General features: G+C 72.8%; 16 protein-coding genes and 1 pseudogene. 12 read left to right on the forward strand and 5 right to left on the reverse strand.

The genetic code is table 11. The annotated features are described in order from the left end of the window. Positions 1-75 precede the first annotated feature (75 nt). Genes PSR1_RS24575 through PSR1_RS13885 form a run of 3 tightly spaced genes read right to left on the reverse strand, consistent with a single transcriptional unit; the run spans position 76 to position 1,072 of the window. On the reverse strand, positions 76-243 hold the full coding sequence (locus tag PSR1_RS24575; RefSeq protein ID WP_237757974.1) for a hypothetical protein: 168 nt from the start codon (positions 241-243) through the stop codon (positions 76-78). After that, positions 240-863: an enoyl-CoA hydratase/isomerase family protein gene (locus PSR1_RS13880; RefSeq protein ID WP_237757975.1), complete on the reverse strand. Its 624-nt coding sequence runs from the start codon at positions 861-863 to the stop codon at positions 240-242. The genes PSR1_RS24575 and PSR1_RS13880 overlap by 4 nt, the downstream gene beginning before the upstream one ends. Further along, on the reverse strand, positions 860-1,072 hold the full coding sequence (locus PSR1_RS13885) for an acetyl-CoA carboxylase biotin carboxyl carrier protein subunit (protein WP_011422791.1): 213 nt from the start codon (positions 1,070-1,072) through the stop codon (positions 860-862). The genes PSR1_RS13880 and PSR1_RS13885 overlap by 4 nt, the downstream gene beginning before the upstream one ends. Before the next feature lie 200 nt (positions 1,073-1,272). On the opposite strand from PSR1_RS13885, the gene PSR1_RS13890 reads away from it, so the two are divergent. Further along, entirely contained in the window at positions 1,273-1,746 is a 474-nt protein-coding gene (locus PSR1_RS13890) for a PaaI family thioesterase (RefSeq protein ID WP_059438119.1), read from the forward strand. A 91-nt stretch (positions 1,747-1,837) separates the two neighbouring features. Here PSR1_RS13890 and PSR1_RS13895 read toward each other — a convergent pair whose 3' ends face one another. Beyond that, positions 1,838-2,680 carry a response regulator gene (locus PSR1_RS13895; protein WP_059438120.1) on the reverse strand — a complete coding sequence of 281 codons (843 nt, stop codon included), beginning with the start codon at positions 2,678-2,680 and terminating at the stop codon, positions 1,838-1,840. Positions 2,681-2,944: 264 nt separating this feature from the next. Between PSR1_RS13895 and PSR1_RS13900 the strand changes: the two genes are divergently transcribed. Further along, positions 2,945-3,718 carry an SDR family NAD(P)-dependent oxidoreductase gene (locus PSR1_RS13900; protein ID WP_059438121.1) on the forward strand — a complete coding sequence of 258 codons (774 nt, stop codon included), beginning with the start codon at positions 2,945-2,947 and terminating at the stop codon, positions 3,716-3,718. Between the two features lie 83 nt (positions 3,719-3,801). Here PSR1_RS13900 and PSR1_RS13905 read toward each other — a convergent pair whose 3' ends face one another. Then, positions 3,802-5,430 carry an OmpA family protein gene (locus PSR1_RS13905; RefSeq protein ID WP_059438122.1) on the reverse strand — a complete coding sequence of 543 codons (1,629 nt, stop codon included), beginning with the start codon at positions 5,428-5,430 and terminating at the stop codon, positions 3,802-3,804. Positions 5,431-5,670: 240 nt separating this feature from the next. Between PSR1_RS13905 and PSR1_RS13910 the strand changes: the two genes are divergently transcribed. The 10 genes and pseudogenes from PSR1_RS13910 to fdhE (PSR1_RS24865) all read left to right on the forward strand — a co-directional run. Then, the gene (locus PSR1_RS13910) at positions 5,671-7,026 is read left to right on the forward strand and encodes a TrpB-like pyridoxal phosphate-dependent enzyme (RefSeq protein WP_059438123.1); all 1,356 of its coding nucleotides are present in this window, start codon (positions 5,671-5,673) and stop codon (positions 7,024-7,026) included. Between the two features lie 216 nt (positions 7,027-7,242). After that, positions 7,243-8,208 (forward strand): ABC transporter substrate-binding protein, encoded by a 966-nt coding sequence (locus PSR1_RS13915; RefSeq protein ID WP_059438124.1) that lies wholly within the window; start codon positions 7,243-7,245, stop codon positions 8,206-8,208. A 2-nt stretch (positions 8,209-8,210) separates the two neighbouring features. Beyond that, positions 8,211-9,020, forward strand: a complete 810-nt coding sequence (locus PSR1_RS13920) for an ABC transporter permease (RefSeq protein WP_059438125.1) — start codon at positions 8,211-8,213, stop codon at positions 9,018-9,020. A gap of 2 nt (positions 9,021-9,022) precedes the next feature. Further along, a complete protein-coding gene (locus PSR1_RS13925) occupies positions 9,023-9,838 on the forward strand; it encodes an ABC transporter ATP-binding protein (protein WP_059438126.1) in 816 nt (271 codons plus the stop codon). Between the two features lie 121 nt (positions 9,839-9,959). Next, positions 9,960-10,886 carry a hypothetical protein gene (locus PSR1_RS13930; RefSeq protein WP_059438127.1) on the forward strand — a complete coding sequence of 309 codons (927 nt, stop codon included), beginning with the start codon at positions 9,960-9,962 and terminating at the stop codon, positions 10,884-10,886. A 202-nt stretch (positions 10,887-11,088) separates the two neighbouring features. Continuing rightward, positions 11,089-14,163: a formate dehydrogenase-N subunit alpha gene (fdnG, locus tag PSR1_RS13940; RefSeq protein ID WP_152643355.1), complete on the forward strand. Its 3,075-nt coding sequence runs from the start codon at positions 11,089-11,091 to the stop codon at positions 14,161-14,163. Positions 14,164-14,172: 9 nt separating this feature from the next. Beyond that, positions 14,173-15,048: a formate dehydrogenase subunit beta gene (gene fdxH / locus PSR1_RS13945; protein WP_059438130.1), complete on the forward strand. Its 876-nt coding sequence runs from the start codon at positions 14,173-14,175 to the stop codon at positions 15,046-15,048. Next, complete coding sequence (locus PSR1_RS13950) at positions 15,045-15,695, forward strand: formate dehydrogenase subunit gamma (RefSeq protein ID WP_059438131.1); 651 nt, start codon at positions 15,045-15,047, stop codon at positions 15,693-15,695. Before fdxH ends, PSR1_RS13950 begins: the two co-directional genes overlap by 4 nt. Before the next feature lie 49 nt (positions 15,696-15,744). After that, positions 15,745-16,047: pseudogene (fdhE, locus tag PSR1_RS24860) on the forward strand (formate dehydrogenase accessory protein FdhE); the annotation flags it as partial. Between the two features lie 94 nt (positions 16,048-16,141). Beyond that, positions 16,142-16,316, forward strand: a 175-nt coding sequence (fdhE, locus tag PSR1_RS24865) for a formate dehydrogenase accessory protein FdhE (RefSeq protein WP_272946363.1), incomplete at its 3' end; no start/stop codon positions are given.

Raw genomic sequence — 16,316 nt, forward strand, 5'->3', positions numbered from 1 at the left:
CCGTGGGCCGCCTCGGCGCCGCGCCCGCCGAGCCTCCCGGCGCGCCCGCCCCGCGCTAGGCCACGCCGCCGCGCCTCACTCGCCGCGGAAGCGCGGCGGCCGCCGCTCGGCGCGCGCCTGCCGCGCCTCGCGCATGTCCGCGCTCTCGAACGCGCGGCGCCGCAGCCCGGCGATCTCCTCGCGCTCCCGCTCGGAGAGGCCGCGCTCGTGCGTGCCCTCGAGGAGCTGCAGGATCCGCTTCATCCCCTGCACCGCCAGCGGCGCGTTGGCCGCGATCTCGTCGGCGAGCGCGAGCGCCACCGCCTCGGCGCCGGCGGCGGGCGCGAGCCGTTCACCAGGCCCCACGCCAGCGCGGTGGCGGCGTCCACCGGCCGGCCGACGAGGAACAGCTCGCGCGTGCGCGCCGCGCCCACCAGGCCGAGGAAGCGCCGGATGCCGCCCTCCGGGTAGACCACCCCGAGCTTCGCCGGCGGCAACCCGAGCAGCGCCCCCTCGCGCGCGACCCGCAGGTCGCAGGTGGCCGCGAGCTCCAGCCCGCCGCCGAACGCGCTGCCGTTCAGGAACGCCACCGTCGGGCAGGGCACCGCCGACAGCGCGTCCGCGGCGCGCTCCACCGCCTCGTCCGGGCGCAGCCCGGCGCGCGAGGTCCGGCCCATCTCGGCGAGGTCGAACCCGGACGAGAACGCGTCCTCGCCCGCGCCGCGGAGCAGCAGGCACCGCACCCCGTCGCGCGCGGCGGCGGCGCAGGCCTCCTCCAGCTCGTCCAGCGCGCGGAAGTCGAGCGCGTTCCGCTTGGCGACGTTGTCGACGACGAGGACCCGGACCAGGCCGCGGTCCTCGGTGCGGACGCGCCGGCCGGTCATCCGACGACCAGCAGGACGTCACCCTCGGTGACCGACTGGCCCTCGCGGCAGCGCACCTCCTGCACCGTCCCGCCGTCCTCGGCCTCGAGCGGCATCTCCATCTTCATCGACTCGAGGACCACCAGCACGTCGCCGGGGCTGACCGGGTCCCCGGGCTTCTTCTCGATCCTCACCACGGTGCCGGTGATGTGCGCGGCGACGTTCGCCATCGGTGTCTCCGTCTCGGGCGCCGGACGTGGGCGCGTGCGGGCCGAAGGTAGCTTGCCCGCCGGGGCCCGGCAACGGGCACGGTGGGCGCCGCGCCCCACGTCGTCGCCCGGCACCCGCTGCGCCGCGCGCGGCCGCGCCGCCGGGCGGCTATCCTCGGGAGCAGGGTCCGCCGCCGGGCCCGCCACCCCCGGGAGCCGCCATGTCCGACGCCGCCGAGCCCAGCCTGCAGGAGCGCTACGCCCCCCGGAACGCCTGCTTCGGCTGCGGCCCGGCCAACGCGAAGGGGCTGCGCGTGCGGAGCTTCGAGCGCGGGGACGAGGTCGTGGCCGAGTGGCAGGCCGAGCGGCACCACGAGGCGTTCGAGGGCATGCTCTCCGGCGGCATCACCGGCACGCTGCTCGACTGCCACTCCAACTGGACGGCGGCGGTGCACCTGATGCGCAAGGCCGGCCTGGACGCGCCGCCCTGCACGGTGACCGCCGACTTCCACGTGAAGCTCCTGCGTCCGACGCCCACCGGCGGGCCGGTCCGGCTGGCGGCGCGGGTGGTGGAGTCCGGCGAGGACCGCGCGGTGGTGGAGGCGACGCTGACCGCGGAGGGGAAGGTGCGCGCCACCTGCCGCGGCACGTTCGTGGCGGTGAAGGAGGGCCACCCGGCCTATCACCGGTGGTGAGCGCCCGCCGGGCGGGCGCTGCGGCCGGAAAGCGAGAGGGCCCGCCGTGGCGGGCCCTCGAGCGCTGGAGGCGTCGTCCTGCTGCCCCCGTTCACCGGCGGGAGGCCGGTTTCGCGTCTGAGCGATCAGTGCCCACCTCGGCGTCGGCCGTCAACGCCTCCCGGCGGGCCTCCTCGCGCGGGGGAGCCGCCTGCGGGCGGGCCGTCCGCCCGTCGAGCAGCGACCGCACCGCGCCGGAGAGATCCTGGTAGCTCACCGGCTTCCGCAGGAACAGCGAGACGCCGAGGCCCGAGAGCCGCTCGCGCTCCTGCTCGCCGCCCGCGGTGATCACCACCACCGGCAGGTGGGCCAGCGTCGGCTCGGCCCGGATCCGCTCCACCAGCGTGATGCCGGACACGATCGGCATGAAGACGTCGGTCACCACCACGTCCACCGGGGGCGCGCGGAGCAGCCGGTCGAACGCCGCCGCGCCGTCGCTCGCCACCTCGATGCCGAGGCCCGGGACGTGCTCGGTCTCGGACAGCCGGCGCAGCGCCGCCGCGTACATGGTGGCGACGAGCGCGTTGTCCTCCACGAGCAGGATCCGGAACGAGGGGTCCGCGTGCCGCACGCCGGCCACGCGCCGCGCCACGTCGGCGAGCCGCGCGCGATCCTCGGGGCGATCGTCGGGGACGCGCACCGCCACGCCCGCCGGCGAGCCGTCGGCGCCGTCGCGGCGGCGCACCACCTCGATCTGGAGCTCGACCGGCTCGAGGAGCTGGGGGAACGAGAGCACCAGCGTGACGCGCTCGCCCTCCTCGAACGACCGCTCGGTCCGGATGAACAGGCCGCCCGCCGAGAGGTTCTCGGTGTAGTCGAGCACGTTCTCGGCGCCCAGGTACTGGACCGCCAGGATCAGCGGGAACCTGGGGTGCGCGCGCCGTTCGCCGTCCATCACCGCTCCTCGTCCGCGCCGCACGCCGGCGGCCATGACGCTCGCCTACTGTAGCGCTTCGCCCGCGGGTCCGCGCCTTCTCGGCCGCGCACCGCGGTGCACCATGAGGGCGCGACGCGCAGAGGTGTGACGCCGTCGGTGCGCCGCGGCGCCGGGATGGTGCGGGCGGGTGTGCGGCCGTGCGGCGCGCACGCCGGAGGTTGCACCTCCCCTCGCGCCGCCGCTATCGTCGGACGGGCTCGCCCGGGCGAGCGGGAGGCGATCATGGCGGGCATCGAGGGGCGCGTGGCGCTGGTCACCGGCGGCGGGCGTGGCATCGGGCGCGCCATCGCGCTCGCGCTGGCGCGCGCCGGGGCGGACGTGGCGGTGGCCGCCCGCAGCGTGCCGGAGATCGAGGCGGTGTCGGCGGAGGTGGCGGCGCTCGGGCGCCGCACCCTGTTCCTGCCCCTCGACGTCTCGGACCGCGCCCAGCTCGCCGCCGCGCCGGCGGCGGTGGCGGCCGCGCTCGGCCCGGTGGACGTGCTCGTCAACAACGCCGGCATCCACGCGAGCGCGCCGCTGCAGCGCATGGACGACGAGACCTGGGACGCGCTCCTCGCGGTGGACCTCACCGCGCCGGTGCTGCTCACGCGCGCGTTCCTCCCGTCGATGTACGACCGCGGCTTCGGCCGCGTGATCAACGTCTCGTCGGTCGCGGGCCGGATCGGCCTGAAGTACGGCTGTGCCTACTCGTCGGCCAAGCACGGGCTCATCGGCTTCACCCGGAGCCTGGCGCTCGAGGCGGCGCGCAAGGGCGTGACGGTGAACGCGATCTGCCCGAGCTGGACGGAGACGCGGATGCTGGACGAGGCGGTCGAGGACATCGCCCGCGCCACCGGCCGCACCGAGGCGGAGGCGCGCGCGGCGATCCTGAGGGCGAACCCCCTCGGCCGCGCGGCGCTGCCGGAGGAGGTGGCGGAGGCGGCGGTGTTCCTGGCGCTGAACGGCGCGGTCACCGGCCAGGCCATCCACGTGGACGGCGGCGAGGTGATGGCCTGAAGACGGCGAGGCCGGGCGCGCCAGGGGCGCGTCCGGCCTCGGAGGACGCCGCCGCCCGCGCGGGCGGCGGCCCCGGTCGATCGCTACGGGTTCGCGTTCTGGATGGTGAACTCGACCCGGCGGTTGGCCTCGCGGCCCTTGGCGGTCTTGTTGGACTCGACCGGGCGATCCGGGCCGAAGCCCTTCGCCTCGAGGCGCGAGGCGTCCACGCCCTTCGAGACCAGGTAGTCCTTCACCGCCTCGGCGCGCTTCTGCGAGAGCGCCCGGTTCGTCGCCGCGGAGCCGGTGCTGTCGGTGTGGCCCTCGATCGTCACCACGCCGACCTGCGGGTTGGCGGCGACGAGCTTGGCCACGTCGTCGAGCAGCGCGTTGGACTGCGCCTTGATGGTGGCCTTGCCGGTGTCGAAGTAGACCTTCTCCTTGATCTCGATCTTGCCGGCCTTGATCTCGGCGCGCTCCGGCGGGCAGCCCTGGTTCTCGGGGATGCCGGGCTTGTCGGGGCAGCGGTCCTTGTCGTCCGGCACGCCGTCCTTGTCGGAGTCCTTCGGGCAGCCCTGGTTGTCCACGGCGCCGGGCACGCTCGGGCAGCGGTCCAGGCGATCGGGCACGCCGTCACCGTCCGTGTCCTTGTCCGGGCAGCCCTGGTTCTCGGCGACGCCCTTCTCGAGCGGGCAGCGGTCCTGGCCGTTGGGGACGCCGTCGCCGTCGTCGTCCAGCGCCGGGCACTGCTCCGGGGTGTGCGCCTGGCCGGCCGCGCAGGGATCCGGCGGCGGCGGGGGCGGCGGCGGCGCGGCCTTCTTGCCGCCGATGAACGCGAAGCCGATCAGCCCGCGGTAGGTGGGCGTGCCGGGGGACTCCATGAAGCCCGGGCCGCCGAGGGCGTAGATCTCGCCCTCGCCGAAGCTGTAGCGCACGCCGGCGAGCAGCTCGGCGTTCTGCGAGAGCCCGTCGAAGTTGAACGCGCCGCGCGCGGTGAGCTCGGCGCGCAGCTTGCCGGTGGTGGCCACGCCGAGGCCGCCGAGGACCTCGTGCGAGAGCTTCTCGCCGTTCGTCAGCTCCACGTCCTTCGTGCGGAGCTGGCCGCCCGCGTCCGCCATCAGGCGGAGGCCGCCGAACGTCTTCCCGAGCTCGAGGCGCGGCGCGATGATGAAGCCCTTCTCGCCGCCGTAGTCCACCTTGTCCGTCCAGGGGAACACGACCTCCACGGCGATCGCGCTCGCGAGCGGCGCCCCCGCGCGCTCGCTCGTGACGCCGTAGCGGAGCATGGCGGACGGGGCGGCGATGCCGCCCTGCGTCGGGTGGTTGATGCTGGTGTCGCCGCGGACGTGGTTCTCGGCGTACTGGTAGGCGACGGCCGGGACGTGGAGGCCGAGCTCGAGGCGCTTCCAGAGGTTCATCGCCAGGTTCAGGTGGATGGTGGCGCGCTCGCGGAGGAGCTGCGTCTGCTTGCTGCCGTCCGCGAACAGGCCGCGGCCGCGGAGGTCGCCGTTGTCCAGGAGCACCATCGGCGACCGCTCGTAGTGGCCGGTGAGCGCCGCGCGGAACTGGCCTTCCTCGAGCACCTCGCCGTCGCCGAGGACGAGCGAGCCGTGCGCCGTCGGATCGAGGCGCAGGCGCTGGCTGTCGATCGCCGGCCTGTAGTTCTGGGCGCTGGCCGTGCCGGCGAGCGCCAGCATGGCTGCCACCGCCAGGAAGCGGATACAGCGTGTCATTGTGAAACCCCCTGAAATAGGCGGAGTAAGAGTCCCCCCGGGACCTCGAACGGACGGGATTGTGCCACCTCCGGACGACACGGCGTCGGGAATCACGCTACACACCTGAGGGGGGCGACCCTTTCGAGCCGCGAGGCAACCGGCCGCCTTGACGCCCCTATCGGGCTCTGCGCTAATGATCGATTTCTCCGGCGCGCCCCTCGGGCCTGCGGCGCCGGCCATCCCCCCTGCGAGGCGCGAATGCAGACGAAGTTCCTGCTCGGCGAGAACCAGATCCCCACCCACTGGTACAACGTCATCCCCGACCTGCCGGAGCCGCTCTCCCCGGTCATCCACCCCGCCACCGGCAAGCCGGCCAGCCCGGACGACCTCGTCCGGATCTTCCCGCCGCAGCTCATCGAGCAGGAGGTCTCGACCCAGCGGTGGATCCAGATCCCCGAGCCGGTCCGCGAGATCTACCGGCTGTGGCGGCCGGCCCCGCTGTTCCGCGCGCACCGCCTGGAGAAGGCGCTCGGGACGCCGGCCCACATCTACTACAAGTACGAGGGCGTCTCGCCGGCCGGCTCGCACAAGCCGAACACGGCGGTGCCGCAGGCCTACTACAACAAGCTCGCCGGCACGAAGCGCCTCGCCACCGAGACCGGCGCCGGGCAGTGGGGCTCGTCCATCGCCCTCGCCGCGCAGATGTTCGGGCTCGCCTGCACCGTCTACATGGTGAAGGTGTCGTACGGCCAGAAGCCGTACCGCCGCAGCATGATGCAGCTGTGGGGCGCGGAGGTGATCCCCTCGCCCTCCGACCGCACCGCCGCCGGCCGCGGGATCCTGGCCGAGGACCCGGAGAGCCCCGGCTCGCTGGGCGTCGCGATCTCCGAGGCCGTCGAGGACGCGGTCACCCACGAGGACACGCGCTACGCGCTGGGCAGCGTGCTCAACCACGTCTGCCTGCACCAGACCGTGATCGGGCTGGAGGCGAAGGAGCAGCTGAAGCTGGCCGGCGAGTACCCCGACGTCGTCATCGGGTGCCACGGCGGCGGCTCCAACTTCGCCGGCATCGGCTTCCCGTTCCTCGCCGACAAGGCGGCCGGCAAGGACGTGCGCATCCTCGCCATCGAGCCGTCGTCCTGCCCCACGCTGACGAAGGGCGCCTACACCTTCGACTACGGCGACACCGCGAAGATGGCGCCCATCATGCGCATGTACACGCTGGGTCACGACTTCATGCCGCCCGGCATCCACGCCGGCGGCCTGCGCTACCACGGCGCGTCGCCGCTCGTGTCGCAGCTCGTGCACGCGGGGCTGGTGGAGGCGCGCGCGGTCGGGCAGCTCGCCTGCTTCGAGGCGGCGGTGCAGTTCGCCCGGGCCGAGGGGATCATCCCCGCGCCCGAGTCCTCGCACGCGATCCGCGGCGCGGTGGAGGAGGCGCTGCGCGCGAAGGAGGAGGGGAAGGAGCGGGTCATCCTCTTCAACCTCTCCGGCCACGGGCACGTGGACATGGCCTCGTACGACCAGTACCTCTCCGGCAAGCTCGAGGACTTCGAGTACCCGGCGGAGAAGGTGCGCGCGTCGCTCGCGCACCTGCCCAAGGTCGAGCTGTAGCGCGGGGCCGCCGGGCCGCGCGGGCGCCCGCGCGTGCCCGGCGACGCGCCGCGCGGGCGCCGGGGGAGCACCTCCCGTGCGACGACCCAACCGAGATCGAGCGCCCCGGTGACACCCCCGCAGGCGCCCGGTTAGGTTCAGGGGTCCGTCGTTCGAAACTGTCCGTGAACATCACCGCGGCGCGCCCCCCCGCCCGTCGCGACGTCCGGAGGTCCCATGGTCCGCATCGCCGCCCTCGCGGCGCTGCTCGCGCTCGCGAGCGGCCCCGCCCATGCCGAGGACACGGTCCGCCTCGGCAACCTCAAGTTCGCCCACTACGGCGCGGTCTCCTACATGAAGGAGCACTGCAAGAAGTTCGGGCTGAACGTGGAGGAGATCGTCTTCCCGAAGGGGATCGACATCTTCCCCGCCATCGTGAAGGGCGAGGTGGATCTCGCCGCCAGCGCCGCCGACGCCGCCATCGCCAACCGCTCCGGCGGCGGCCAGGTCTACGTGGTCGCCGGCTTCGCCAAGGGCGGCGCCCGCCTGGTGGCCGCGGCGGACCAGAGCATCACCAAGGTCGCCGACCTCAAGGGCAAGAAGGTGGGCGTGGCCCGCGGCGGCGCGCAGGAGCTGCTGCTCCTCGCCGAGCTGTCCAAGGCCGGCCTCACCTGGTCGGACCGGCCGGGCAAGGACGTGCAGATCGTCTACATGGCGTTCGCCGACCTCAACCAGGCGCTCATGCAGAAGCAGATCGACGCCATGTGCCAGTCCGAGCCGCAGTCGTCGCAGGCCATCAACAAGGGCTTCGGCAAGGAGGTGCTGAAGCCGTACGACACGCCGCTGGGCGAGCCGGTCCGCGTGATGGTGATGACCGAGAAGCTCTACAAGGAGCGGCCGCAGGTCGCGCAGAAGGTGCTCGACTGCTTCGTGGACGCGACCAAGTACTTCATCGACAACCCGAAGGCCGCCGAGAAGTACGTGGTCGAGCAGATGTTCAAGGGCCAGATCACGCCGGAGGACTACCGGGACGCGATCTCCAACTCGCCCTTCTCCTACGACGTCACCGCCGAGCACATCCAGATCACCACCGACCTGATGGCGAAGTACGGCGTGGGCAAGATGCAGAAGCCCCCCAAGGCCACCGACTGGGTGAAGGTGGACCTGCTGCAGCACGCGAAGCAGAAGGCGGGCGTGAAGTAGCGATGAGGGGCGCGCTCCGACTCGCACGGTCGCTGGCCGTGCCGGTGATCTTCCTGGCCGCCTGGGAGGGCGTCTCCCGGGCCGGCTGGGTGTCCCCCATCGTCCTCCCCGCGCCGTCGCAGGTGCTGCTGCGCTGGATCGCCTACGCGCGGCCGCTCGAGCCGTACGCGGGGGGCAACTGGCTGGCCTGGGCGTTCTCGGGCGAGCTCCCGCACGACGCGCTCACCAGCCTGTACCGGGTGGTGGGCGGGTTCGCGGTCGGCGCCGGGCTGGCGCTGCCGCTCGGGCTGCTCATGGGCTCGCGGCCGGTGGTGTACGAGCTGATGAACCCGCTCGTGCAGATCCTCCGGCCCATCCCGCCCATCGCGTACATCCCGCTCGCCATCCTGTGGTTCGGGCTGGGCGACCCGCCGGCGTTCTTCCTCATCTCGCTCGGCGCGTTCTTCCCGGTGCTCATGAACACCATCGCCGGCGTGCGGAACGTGGACGCCATCTACGTCCGCGCCGCCCGCAACCTGGGCGCGTCGGAGTGGACGCTGTTCTGGCGCATCATGGTGCCGGCCGCCATGCCGTACATCCTGGCCGGCGTGCGCATCGGCATCGGCGTCGCGTTCATCGTGGTGATCGTGGCGGAGATGATCGCGGTGAACGCCGGCCTCGGCTACCGCATCCTCGAGGCGCGCGAGTACTTCTGGTCCGACAAGGTGATCGCGGGGATGATCTCGATCGGCATCGCCGGCCTGGGCATCGACCTCGGCATGAGCCGGCTCAACGGGTGGCTCCTTCGGTGGCACCGGGGGATGGAGGGATGAGGATGCCCGCCGATCTCCCCAGCGCCCAGGTCCCGGCCATCCGGATCCGCGACGTCCGCAAGGTGTTCACCACCGGCGGACGCGAGGTGAAGGCGCTCGACGGCATCGACCTCGACATCGCCGAGGGCGAGTTCGTGTGCCTGCTCGGCCCCTCCGGCTGCGGCAAGTCCACGCTCCTCAACGCCATCGCCGGCTTCTCCCCGCCCACCGCCGGCAGCATCGTGGCGGGCGGCCGGCCGGTGACGGCGCCCGGGCCCGACCGCGCCATGGTCTTCCAGGAGTACGCGCTGTTCCCCTGGATGACCGTGGAGAAGAACGTCGCGTTCGGCCTGGAGATGAAGGGCGCGCCGCGCGGGCAGATCCGCGAGCGCGTGGACGCGCTGCTCGCGAAGCTCAACCTGCGCGACTTCCGCGACCGCTTCCCCAAGGACCTGTCCGGCGGCATGCGCCAGCGCGTGGCCATCGCCCGCGTGCTCGCCATCGACTCGCCCATGCTGCTCATGGACGAGCCGTTCGGCGCGCTCGACGCGCTCACCCGGCGCAACCTGCAGGACGAGCTGCTCCGGATCTGGGCCGAGCTGCGGAAGACCATCGTCTTCGTGACGCACGGGATCGAGGAGTCCATCTACCTCGCCGACCGCGTGGTGGTGATGACCTACCGCCCCGGCACGGTGAAGCGCGACCTGCGCATCACCCTCCCCCGCCCGCGCGACCCCGCCTCGCCCGAGTTCAACGACGTGAAGCGCGAGATCTCCCGGCTGGTGATGGAGGAGCAGCTCCGCCACGAGCAGGCCGAGGCGTCGGCCACCGCCGACTGACCGCGCCTCCCCGCCGCCGCGGGGGCGCCCGCCGCGGGCGCTTCCCTGCGGCGCGGGCGGTTCGCATGCATCTCCGGTCGCCGCGCGCGGGACGGTTCGCGCGCGCGGCCGGAGGTGCCCCGTGACGCTCCCTCGCCTCGCCGCCGCCGCGCTCGCGGCCGCGCTCCTCCCATGTCCGGCGCACGCCGAGGCCCCGGCGGGCACCCCCGCGCCGCGCCTCGACGAGGCCGCGCTCGTGGCCCTCGCGGTGGCGCTCGCGGTCTCCCCCGCGCCCGCGCTCGATCCGGCCGCCGGCGCCGCCGACCCGGCCGCGGTCGAGCTCGGCGCCACCGTGCGCCTCCGCCAGGTCACCTTCGAGGAGCGGCCCCGGATCCGCGTCACGCTCGCCGGCGGGGCGCCGGCGCGCGCGTGGTGGAAGGTCGAGCGGACGAACCTCCCCGCCGAGGTCGAGCCCGGGGTCGTCTACCGGGACGTGGTGCTGAAGCTGACGCTCGGGGGCTCGGCCGACGCGGTCCAGGCGCTGCTCGACGACGCGGCGCGGCTGGCCCCCGGGGTGCGGCTCGAGCCGGCCGCGTCGGAGCCGGCGCACGCCGCCGCCGCCGAGGCGACCGCGCTGGCGAGCGCTGCGCCGCCCGCCGCGCCCGCCCCCTCGCCTGCGATCGTGAAGGACGCGCCCGCGGGCGCGAAGCCCGTCGCCGAGCTCCCGGTCGCGGCCCTCCCCCCGCCGGCCCTCACGCTGCTCGCCGAGGCGCGGACCGCAGCGGGCGAGCGGGTGCAGCGCCTGCTCACCCCGGATGGCCGCGTGCTCGAGCGCGCGCTCGACGCGCAGGGGACGCTGGTCGCGGAGCGCGACGTGGGCGATCTCGCGGCGCTCCCGATCCGGGCGCAGCGGCGCGACGAGCGGGGCCAGGTGGTGCAGGTGGTGGATGCGGGCGGCGGCCGCGCGCTGGAGGTGCTGCGCGATCCGATGGGCCGCCTCCTCTCGGCGCGCGTGCTGTCCGACGGCGCGGGCGCGGAGCCCGTACGGGCGGTGCCGCCGCGGGGATGAGACGCGGCACATCATCGACCGGACCACTCCACAATAAGAGACGCGCCCGAGGACTCGTTCGACGCACGGCCCATGGCGCCGCGCGTCACGACGTCGTTCACGAATCGTAAATGATGCTGGGTGCCCCAACTGGCCACGCCGGGCCTCTGCCATCCGCGGAGGGACGGGGCTATGGAGATCGAACCTCCTGGAGGTTCGAGCCATGTCCGTCACCCGACGCCAGTTCCTTCAGCTCACCGCCGCCGGCGTGGGCAGCACCGGCCTGGTCGCGCTGGGCTTCTCGCCGGATCGCGTCCTCGCCGACGTCCGCAACTTCAAGCTGTCGCGCACCGCCGAGACGCGGAACACCTGCCCGTACTGCTCGGTGGGCTGCGGCGTCATCCTCTACACGCTCGGCGATCGCTCGAAGAACGCGCACAGCGCGGTGATGCACGTCGAGGGCGATCCCGACCACCCGGTGAACCGCGGCACGCTCTGCCCGAAGGGCGCGTCGCTGCTCGACTTCATCCAGAGCCCGAACCGCCTGCGCTACCCGGAGTACCGCGCGCCCGGCTCCGACAAGTGGGAGCGGGTCACCTGGGAGTGGGCGCTCGACCGGATCGCGCGCCTGATGAAGGACGACCGCGACAAGCACTTCGTCGCGAAGAACGCGGCCGGCGTGACGGTGAACCGCTGGCCCACCGTCGGCATGCTGGCCGCGAGCGCCTCGTCGAACGAGTCCGGCTACATCACGCACAAGGTGTTCCGCGCCATGGGAGGGGTCGCGTTCGACAACCAGGCACGTGTTTGACACGGCCCCACGGTGGCCGGTCTGGCCCCCACGTTCGGCCGTGGCGCGATGACGAACAACTGGGTCGACATCAAGAACGCGAACGTCGTCCTGGTGATGGGCGGGAACCCCGCCGAGGCCCACCCCTGCGGCTTCAAGTGGGTGGTCGAGGCCAAGGCGCACAACAAGGCGCAGCTCATCGTGGTGGACCCGCGCTTCACGCGGACCGCCGCGGTCGCCGACGTCTTCGCGCAGATCCGCCCCGGCTCGGACATCGCGTTCCTGGGCGGCGTCATCCGCCACCTGCTGGAGAAGGACGCGATCCAGAAGGACTACGTCACCTCGTACACGAACGCCGCCTTCATCGTGAAGGAGGGCTATGGCTTCGAGGACGGCCTGTTCTCGGGGTACGACGAGGCGAAGCACGCCTACGACAAGTCGAGCTGGTCGTACGAGATGGGCGCGGACGGGTTCGCGAAGATCGACCCCACGCTGCAGGATCCGCGCTGCGTGTACCAGCTCATGAAGCGGCACTACGCGCGCTACACGCCGAAGATGGTGGCGGACGTCACCGGCGTGCCCGAGGGCACGTTCCAGCGCATCTGCGAGGCGATCGCCAGCACCTCGGCGCCGGACCGGACGCTGACGAGCCTGTACGCGCTCGGTTGGACCCAGCACTCGGTGGGCGCGCAGAACATCCGCACGATGGGGATGATCCAGCTCCTGCTCGGGAACGTCGGCATGCCCGGCGGCGGCGTGAACGCGTTGCGCGGCCACTCCAACATCCAGGGGCTCACCGACCTCGGCCTGCTCTCCGACCTGCTGCCCGGCTACATGACCGTGCCGCGCGAGGCGGACGGCGACGTCGAGACCTACCTGGCCAAGCGCACGCAGAAGCCCATCCGGCCCAACCAGATGAGCTACTGGCAGAACTACCCGAAGTTCTACGTGTCGTTCATGAAGGCGTGGTGGGGCAAGGCGGCCACCAAGGAGAACGGCTGGGCCTACGACTACCTGCCCAAGCTCGACAAGGTCTACGACCTCCTCGCGGTCTTCGACCTCATGTACGAGGGGAAGGTCAACGGGTACGTCTGCCAGGGCTTCAACCCGCTCGCCTCGGCGCCGAACAAGGCCAAGCTGCTCGAGGGCCTGTCCAAGCTGAAGTTCCTGGTCAGCATCGACCCGCTCGTCACCGAGACCTCGAACTTCTGGCAGAACCACGGCGACCTGAACCCGGTCGATCCCTCGAAGATCCAGACCGAGGTCTTCCGCCTGCCGTCGAGCTGCTTCGCGGAGGAGGAGGGGTCGCTCGTCAACTCCGGCCGCTGGCTGCAGTGGCACTGGAAGGCGGCGGAGCCGCCCGGCGAGGGCAAGGGCGACCCGGAGATCATGGCCGCGATCTTCAACCGGATTCGCACCCTCTACGCGAAGGAGGGCGGCGCGTTCCCGGACCCGATCCGGGACCTGACCTGGGACTACAAGATCCCCGACCGCCCGTCGGCAGAGGAGCTGGCGCGCGAGTTCAACGGCAAGGCGCTCGCGGACGTGCCCGATCCGAAGGATCCGAAGGCGCCGCCGCTCGCGAAGGCGGGCGACCAGCTCGCGACCTTCGCGCACCTCCAGGACGACGGCTCCACCGCCAGCGGCTGCTGGATCTTCTGCGGCTCGTTCACGCAGGCCGGCAACCAGATGGCGCGCCGGGACACCGCCGATCCCAGCGGCCTCGGCGTCACGCCGGGCTGGGGCTGGTCGTGGCCGGCCAACCGCCGCGTGCTCTACAACCGCGCCTCGGCCGATCCGTCGGGCAAGCCGTGGGATCCGAAGCGCAAGCTGGTGTGGTGGAACGGCGCGAAGTGGGTGGGCCACGACGTCCCGGACTTCAAGGTGGACTCGAAGCCCGAGGAGGGCATGTCGCCCTTCATCATGAACCCGGAGGGCGTGGGCCGGCTCTTCGCGCTCGACAAGATGGCCGAGGGGCCGTTCCCCGAGCACTACGAGCCGTTCGAGTCGCCCATCGGCGCGAACCCGCTGCACCCCAAGGTCGGGCCGAACCCGGCGGCGCGCCTCTACGCGAAGGACAAGGCGCAGCTCGGGCTGCCGGGTGAGTTCCCGTACGCGGCGACCACCTACCGCGTGGTGGAGCACTTCCACTTCTGGACCAAGCACGCGCGCATCCCGGCGGTGCTCCAGCCCGAGCTGTTCATCGAGCTGGACGAGGCGCTCGCCGCGAAGAAGGGCATCCGCAGCGGCGACGCGGTCGCGGTCCGGTCGAAGCGCGGGCGCATCGTGGGCAAGGCCGTGGTCACCAAGCGCATCAAGCCCCTCAAGATCGCGGGCCAGGAGGTCCACACCGTCGGCATCCCCATCCACTGGGGCTTCGACGGGCTCACCAAGCCCGGCTACATCTCGAACACCCTCACCCCCTTCGTTGGCGACGCGAACACCCAGACGCCCGAGTTCAAGGCGTTCCTGGTGGACGTGGAGAAGGCCGCCGCGGGGAAGGTCTAGGAGGCGGCCATGGCGTTCCAGTCGCTCGACGTCATCAACCGGTCCGCCTCCACCAGCACGCCGCCGCAGGCGCGCGGCGCGCTGGAGGTGGCGAAGCTCATCGACATCTCCAAGTGCATCGGCTGCAAGGCCTGCCAGTCGGCGTGCATGGAGTGGAACGACCTCCGCGACGAGGTCGGGGTGAACCCGGGGCACTACGACAACCCGGCCGACCTCACCGCGCAGTCGTGGACGGTGATGCGCTTCTACGAGGAGGAGCTCCCGGCGGACAAGGGGCTCGCCTGGCTCATCGTGAAGGACGGCTGCCTGCACTGCGCCGAGCCCGGGTGCCTGAAGGCCTGCCCGGCCCCCGGCGCGATCGTGCAGTACGCCAACGGGATCGTGGACTTCCAGCAGGACCAGTGCATCGGCTGCGGCTACTGCCAGACCGGCTGCCCGTTCAACATCCCGCGCTACTCGATGAAGGACCAGAAGGCGTACAAGTGCACGCTCTGCTCCGACCGCGTCTCGGTCGGGCTCGAGCCGGCGTGCGTCAAGACCTGCCCCACCGGCGCGCTCGCGTTCGGCACCAAGACGGACATGAAGGACCTCGCCGGCGAGCGGCTGGTCGAGCTGAAGGCCCGCGGCTTCGAGAAGGCGGCGCTGTACGACCCGTCCGGCGTGGGCGGCACGCACGTGCTGTTCGTGCTGCCGCACGGCGATCCGGAGCTGTACCGGCTGCCGAAGGATCCGCGCGTGTCGCCGCTGGTGGCGCTGTGGCGCAGCGGCGTCGCGAAGACGCTCGGCGTCCTCACCATGGTCTCGGTCGTGGTGGCCGGGTTCTTCCACTACATGAAGGTCGGGCCGATCGAGGTCGACGAGGACCACAAGGAGAACCCGTCATGATGCCTGCGATGCGGATGCCGCCGGGCCAGGAGGTCGTCCCGCGCTACTCGACCGGCGAGCGCCTCACGCACTGGGCCGTGGCGGTCGCCTACGTGGCGCTGTTCCTGTCCGGCCTCGCCCTGTTCCACCCGTTCTTCTACTGGACGAGCGCGCTGTTCGGCGGCGCCGCGTTCATGCGGGTGCTCCACCCGTTCCTCGGGGTGGCGCTGTTCGTGCTCTTCTACGCGTACGCGCTGCGGCTGTGGCGCGACAACATCATGACGGACAGCGACAAGAAGTGGATGGGCCAGATGGTCGCCTACATGAACAAGGCGGCCGATCCCTACGTGGACGGGAAGTACAACGCCGGCCAGAAGCTCATGTACTGGTCGATGATCGTGGTGATCGCCGGGCTGTTCCTCACCGGGATCGTGCTGTGGCGCCCGTACTTCGCCCCCTCCTTCTCGCTCGGCGCCCGGCGCTTCGCCGCGGTCCTCCACGCCGGGCTCGCGTTCGTGATGTTCGTGGGCATCGGCGTCCACGTGTACGCGGCCTACTGGACCAAGGGCTCGATGCGCGCCATGACCCGGGGCACCGTCTCCGGCGCGTGGGCGCGCTTCCATCACCCGGGCTGGTACGCCCGGATGACGGGCAAGGAGCGGCCGTGACGGGGCGGCGCGGGGCGGCGGTCGCGGGGGAGGCGGCGTGAACACGCTCGTGCAGCTCCCCGGGGTCGAGATCCCGTACCTGCGCCTCCCGGACCCGGGCCTGCTGTTCGCCGGCCGGGCCGCGCGGTTCCAGGCCGTCGCCGCGGAGCGCGGCGGCGATCCGTTCCTCGCGTTCCTGGGGCGGCTCGCCGGCGCGCAGCGCGCCGCGACGGCGGCCGTCCCGGGCTTCGTGCCGCCGCGCGCGCCGGGCCGGCCCATGGACCGCGACGCGCTCCCCGCGGACCCGGCGCTCGGCGCGGTGCTCCGGGCGCTGCTCGCGGCGCTCCCCGCCGACGGCCTGCCGGACGCCGCCGCGGAGGCCGTGCGCGGGCTCCGCGACGCCGCGCCGGAGGCGCTCCGGCGCATCGCGGGCCGGCGCGCTCGCCGGGACCTCCCGCGGCGAGGACCTGGCCGCGGCGACGTTCGCCGGCGCCGCGCTGCAGGTGCTCGCCACCGTGCGGGCCGCGCGGCTCGACCCGTCCACGGTGGCGCGGGTGGAGGGCGGCTGCCCGGTGTGCGGCTCGCCGCCGGTGGCCGGCGTGGTGCAGGGCGACGATCGCCTCCGCTACCTCACCTGCTCGC

Source organism: Anaeromyxobacter sp. PSR-1, assembly GCF_000964525.1.
Lineage (GTDB): Bacteria > Myxococcota > Myxococcia > Myxococcales > Anaeromyxobacteraceae > Anaeromyxobacter.